Source organism: Chamaesiphon sp. OTE_20_metabat_361, from assembly GCF_031364565.1.
Window position 1 is genome coordinate 1 of sequence record NZ_JANLWO010000752.1, and the last position, 5,718, is coordinate 5,718.

Consider the following 5,718-nt stretch of genomic DNA (forward strand, 5'->3'; position numbering starts at 1 on the left):
AAATCTAGCACCACCGCCACGATTACCAGGGGCAACATTTGGGTTTGTAGAATTACCAATTCCTGCAATGTCGCGGAAAGACGGGGTGATTACGAGGGGGAAATTCTCGAACGGTGCGACTGAAACGCCAGCAGCGAGATCTTGTCCCGTCCATTCTACGACGGCACTAACAGGTCTAGCGATCCGGACGCCGACAGAACCAAACACGTTTAATCCGCTACGATCGAGGCCACCAAACTCGTCGAATGGTAAAAATACACCACTACCAACACCAGCAGTTAAAGCCAGACGACTGAATGGGTCGTTGATGTCATCACGCGTGCGGAGGATCTTGGTAGCAACTGCATAGTAGGAATTATTGGGATAGTCTGAGACGCTGTTGCTATTGTTACCAGCACCAAACTGAACCTTGGCAAATTGGTTCCAACCGATGGCGACAGCAGTATCTTCCGCAATCCGTTTGTGAACTTTGGCATTGAATGCACCACTACCAAATGCAGCACTGGAACCAAAGCTATTGATACTATAGGATAACTCGACCCCGACTGATTCACGAGCGTCGCCTAGACCGATACCTAGTCCGGCTGCACCGTCTGAAGTATTGGTATATCTAGTGCGAGATTGATAGTCAACGGAGAAGAACACCAAGTTACGATCGGCACCAAACCCTACGGGATTGAAGATCGCAAAAGCGGGAGAACTCTTGGGATTATAATCATTTGCATCAGCTTGCTGATTCTGATTATTTTTAATCGTGTCTAGCTGATTTTGGATGTCTTTGCTATCGCTGGGATTGGCAGGCGTTGTTGGTGGCGTACCGGGGATCGGCGCTGGCGGTGCGCTGGGACTCGTGCCTCCAGCAGGTGCGCTGGGTACTTCTGTGGGCGTTGGGGGTGGGGGTGGCGATTGAGCGAGAATATCGCTAGCAACCATTGGAGTAGCTTTTAGCTCCGAGTGGTAATCTGTAGTTGATAGTTTACCCAAACTAGCTGCATCACCAGTGATGGCTTTGGCGCTGTGTTTGATATCGGGCCTAGCATGAGCGGCTGATGCACCGACAAGGGGCATTAGACAACAACTGACATACCACATTAATTTCTTCATACTGGAAGTTTCCCAAATTTTAACGATCTGACGCGTAAATATTGTGTGACTGACTTGGAGATGGCAACATCTCTATTAAAAGTGTCAGCTCAAATGCTGACATAAATTTGACTCTAAGTATGTCTTCTATATTTTACTAGATAGTAACATGAGCATGTTAAATACTTTCAGCCATCTTACTCGCTTGCGATATATTCCGAGTATACTTTTGTTATTTCGGATTGACAAGATCTAGTCAATCGTGCGCTCGCGACTCTCGATTGCGATCGATTAATCGATCGTTCTTCTTTCATCGATGCTCGATTTAGGCAACAATATATCGAGCTTACGAGCCATTGTCTATCCGCCTTTGAGCAGAAATAGACGGGCGATCGCCTGACTCAAACAGTCGCAGTATCGCTTACCGATCCGGTCGTTCACCTACTTCAGCACAAATACTTATCGGCCACCGGACAAAATTTTTACTAAACTAATTGGAACGGCGATCGCCAGTGCCAACCTGGAAATTATAGCCATTAGATAGTTGTAAAATTTGATGTTCGGTGATAAGGCACGATCCGACATTAGTTGCTGCCACAAGTTCATAAAAAATGAACTAATTATTTAAATTGTGCCCATATATGCGTTGAAATGAACATTGCCGTTAGAAATAATATACCTTTGGTCTAGATTGCGGTGGCACTCGGTCGGTGGCTAGTGGCTAATGTGAGATAATTAATTGAAAGAGCAGATTTTTTCCCCAGCACAATGCCGACAGCGACTACCACCTCGAATATGAATGCTTTTCCCCTCACTGCGGTAGTAGGGCAAGAAGCGATCAAATTAGCATTACTACTGACTGCTGTCGATCCAAGTTTGGGAGGGATTGCGATCGCCGGCGGTCGCGGTACGGCTAAATCAGTGATGGCACGGGCGATTCACTCATTATTTCCGCCGATCGAAATCGTCGTCGGTGGCGTCAGTAATTGCGATCCTAAAGTTCCGAGTGAATGGGACGATCGATTATTAGAACTACAGGCGATCGATCCTGATGTCGAATTACCCACAGCGATAGTTCCCGCTCCTTTCGTTCAGATTCCCTTGGGTGTCACCGAAGATCGCCTGCTGGGTTCGGTCGATTTGGATAAATCCGTGCAGGAGGGCGCATCGGTATTTCAGCCGGGATTGCTGGCACAAGCGCATCGGGGCGTGTTGTACATCGATGAAATCAATCTCCTCGACGACCAAATTGCCAATTTGCTCCTGAGTGTTCTCACCGATGGTCGCAATCAGATCGAGCGCGAAGGAATTAGCTTTCAACATCCATGTAAACCGCTGCTGATTGCCACCTACAATCCCGATGAAGGTGCCCTCAGAGAGCATCTGCTCGATCGGATTGCCATCTCGCTTTCGGCTGATGGCGTACTGGAAATCGACCAACGGGTGCAAGCTGTCGGACAAGCGATCTCTTACAGTGCTTCGCCCCAGACTTTCCTCGCCCAATATACCGAAGAAATCGACAATATCAAGACTCAAATCTTGCTAGCGCGGGAATGGCTCAAAGATGTCCAGATTACTCAAGAGCAAATCACCTATCTAGTTACTGAAGCCCTCCGTGGCGGCGTCATGGGACACCGCGCTGAATTATTTGCCGTGCGAGTGGCTAAAGCCGCCGCCGCTCTCGAAGGACGGACGAATGTTAATGCTGAAGACTTGCGCCGAGCGGTAGAACTAGTCATCGTCCCCCGCGCTACCGTCATTCAAACCCCACCTGACGAAAATAACCCACCCCCACCACCCCCACCACCGCAACAACCCCAAGACCAATCCGAGCAGGAACAAGACGAGCAGGAGGAGGAGAACGAAGACGAGGACGAGCCAGAAAATGAAGACCAGCCGGAAGAACCGCCGAATATCCCCGAAGAATTTGTCTTTGATATTGAAGGCGTAATCCTCGACGATACCGTGCTATTTTTCGCTCAAACCGCCCAGCAGAAACAGGGCAAATCCGGCAGCCGCAGCATGGTATTTTCCGAAGATCGAGGGCGGTATGTCAAGCCCATTTTACCCAAGGGGAAAGTCCGTAGAATTGCCGTAGATGCCACATTACGCGCCGCCGCACCCTATCAAAAATCCCGCCGCTTGCGCCAACCCGAGCGCCAAGTAATCGTCGAACCAGGCGATATTCGCGGCAAAAAATTAGCTCGTCGATCGGGTGCTTTGGTAATATTTGTAGTAGATGCTTCGGGTTCGATGGCGCTCAATCGGATGCAGTCAGCCAAAGGCGCGGTGATGCGGTTACTGACTGAAGCCTATCAAAATCGCGACCAAGTAGCCCTAATTCCCTTCCGAGGCGAGCAAGCCGAAGTACTATTACCACCGACGCGATCGATCGCGATGGCAAAGCGCCGCCTAGAGCGCCTCGCCTGTGGTGGTGGCTCGCCGCTAGCACACGGTTTGACTCAAGCCGTGCGAGTAGGTGTCAATGCCCAAAGTTCCGGCGATGTCGGACAAGTCGTAATTGTCGCGATTACCGACGGACGAGGCAATGTTCCCCTAGCGCGTTCCTTGGGCGATGCGATCGATCCCGAGCAAAAACCGGACATCAAACAAGAGCTATTAGATATTGCTTCCCGCATTCGAGCAATTGGAATTAAGTTATTAGTAATCGATACCGAAAATAAATTTATCTCGACTGGATTTGCTAAAGAATTAGCCAAGCAAGCTAATGGTAAATATCACCACTTACCCAAAGCTACCGAACAAGCGATCGCGGCTACTGCTATGAGTGCGATCGGCGATATGCGGTAATTTAGTTGCAGTTTGTAATGTGGGTATCCTTCACATTGCAACTCCTGCTACAGTAAATCTTGAGTTTATCGATCGACAGATTTACCAGTGGTTAAATTACCAGATTCCGTCCTCACAAATATCTTTACACTTCAACTTCAGATCGTTGAGTGTATTGATGCGACCACGGCAACAGAGTTTAGAATATTAGAGCAACAGGGCGAAACGTCTGAAACTCTACCTGAGCTTGAAGAACTTCAAAGCATCAGGGAAAGGTTATTATCTCCCTATTCACGATTTCACGTATTGTTATTAAGAGCTGCTGAGTCTCAGCCAGTCGCAACCAGTGATGTGTTAAATTTATTGTACCGCTCGATTGATGCTGCTGAAGCTACGCTAGATGCTAGTATCGCCAGTCTGCAAGAAATCCAACGTAATTGGAATGATTAATTATGAATGACAAATTCAAAATTCCCGATGCTGAAACTAGAGCCAGAGATATCGCCAATTTAAGAGAAGCTGGCAGGATGTTAGATTTATTGACTCTAGATCTAGATGAAATCATCGCCATTCTAGACAAAGGTTTAAGAGAGCAACGCCGAGCTAGATTATTGTACAAATCTAACTCTATTCCCACATCAAAAATTGAGAGCTAATCTCAACACTATTGCCATCTAAATTTATGCTATCGTCCCCTCCCGTAAATACGCTTAAGCCCTTACTAAAATGGGCTGGAGGGAAGCGATGGCTATTGCCTAAATTACTAGAGCTGTGGCAACCAGAGCGAGATAGCCGCCTAGTTGAGCCTTTCATGGGCAGCTTATCTGTCGCATTGGGCTTAAGACCAAATCGGGCATTGCTAAATGATGCTAACATTCATTTAGTCAATCTTTATCGTCACTTACAACAAGGATTGTCGGTAGAGATCGACATGAAGAACGATCGACACTTCTACTATGAAATGAGAACGCAGTTTAATCAATTGACTCGTACTGAAAAATCTCATACTAGTGAAGCCGCTCAGATTTTTTATTATCTAAATCGGACGGGATTTAATGGACTATGTAGATTTAATAATAGTGGAGAATTTAATGTCCCTTTTGGAAAATATAAAACAATCAACTATGCAACTGACTTGAGTGATTATCAAGCCACATTACGATCGTGGGAAATTACTGTCGGCGATTTTGAAGGTTTGAAATTGGAGCCAGGTGATTTTATCTATGCAGATCCACCCTATGATGTGCAATTTACTAAGTATAGTCAGGATGATTTTACGTGGGAAGATCAACTGCGTTTGACTTATTGGCTGGCAAAACATCCTGGTAAAGTTGTGTTATCCAATCAAGCAACCGATCGGATTGTCGATCTTTATCAAGATTGTGGGTTTACTATCGATATAGTAGATGCACCCAGACGCATCTCTTGTAATGGCGATCGTCGCCCAGCAAAAGAAGTAATCGCGTGTAAGGGCTTTTGAAGCAATGTCTAAAATTGGTGTCAATACAGGAAAAATATTCGAGCAGAAAGATGTAGGGTGGGCATTGCCCACCACTATTTCGTAATGAAATCAAGCTTCCGATCGCTGGGAAAACAATCCTAAAAGTGGGCCGAGAACGGCACCAAAAACGAAGCCGCCTGCGTGCGCCCAATACGCAACGCCACCATTTTCCATCCCCACATTAGTACGCGGTGCGAGCGTGGCAAAACTGTATAAAGCTTGTTGAAAAAACCAAATTCCGAGATAAAAGTAAGCTGGAATTCTGGTAAAGAACGGGAAAATACCGATCGGAATCACAGTTCTAACGGACACCTTTGGAAAGCGAATAATATAGGCTCCCATCA

Annotated in this window: 5 protein-coding genes and 1 pseudogene; 4 read left to right on the forward strand and 2 right to left on the reverse strand. The window is 46.8% G+C overall.

Annotated elements, in window-relative coordinates; all coding sequences use genetic code 11:
* A partial coding sequence (locus RMO35_RS21325) for a hypothetical protein (protein ID WP_396135708.1) occupies positions 1 to 1,104 on the reverse strand: 1,104 nt, incomplete at its 3' end.
* A gap of 747 nt (positions 1,105 to 1,851) precedes the next feature.
* Here RMO35_RS21325 and bchD point away from each other — a divergent pair.
* The 4 genes from bchD (at position 1,852) to RMO35_RS21345 (ending at position 5,353) form a co-directional block, all read left to right on the forward strand.
* The gene (gene bchD, locus RMO35_RS21330) at positions 1,852 to 3,894 is read left to right on the forward strand and encodes a magnesium chelatase ATPase subunit D (RefSeq protein ID WP_309744042.1); all 2,043 of its coding nucleotides are present in this window, start codon (positions 1,852 to 1,854) and stop codon (positions 3,892 to 3,894) included.
* An 87-nt stretch (positions 3,895 to 3,981) separates the two neighbouring features.
* Positions 3,982 to 4,323, forward strand: coding sequence for a hypothetical protein (locus RMO35_RS21335; protein WP_309744044.1), 342 nt, complete (start codon positions 3,982 to 3,984; stop codon positions 4,321 to 4,323).
* 2 nt (positions 4,324 to 4,325) lie between these two features.
* Entirely contained in the window at positions 4,326 to 4,529 is a 204-nt protein-coding gene (locus RMO35_RS21340) for a hypothetical protein (protein ID WP_309744046.1), read from the forward strand.
* A 26-nt stretch (positions 4,530 to 4,555) separates the two neighbouring features.
* Entirely contained in the window at positions 4,556 to 5,353 is a 798-nt protein-coding gene (locus RMO35_RS21345) for a Dam family site-specific DNA-(adenine-N6)-methyltransferase (protein ID WP_309744048.1), read from the forward strand.
* Positions 5,354 to 5,443: 90 nt separating this feature from the next.
* On the opposite strand, the pseudogene RMO35_RS21350 reads toward RMO35_RS21345, so the two are convergent.
* Positions 5,444 to 5,718: pseudogene (locus RMO35_RS21350) on the reverse strand (rhomboid family intramembrane serine protease); the annotation flags it as partial.

What these genes read in the sequence shown, in the direction of transcription:
- RMO35_RS21340 (WP_309744046.1), top strand. Translation starts at nt 4,326, where the DNA reads ATGAATGACAAATTCAAAATTCCCGATGCTGAAACTAGAGCCAGAGAT.
- RMO35_RS21345 (WP_309744048.1), top strand. Translation starts at nt 4,556, where the DNA reads ATGCTATCGTCCCCTCCCGTAAATACGCTTAAGCCCTTACTAAAATGG.
- bchD (WP_309744042.1), top strand. Translation starts at nt 1,852, where the DNA reads ATGCCGACAGCGACTACCACCTCGAATATGAATGCTTTTCCCCTCACT.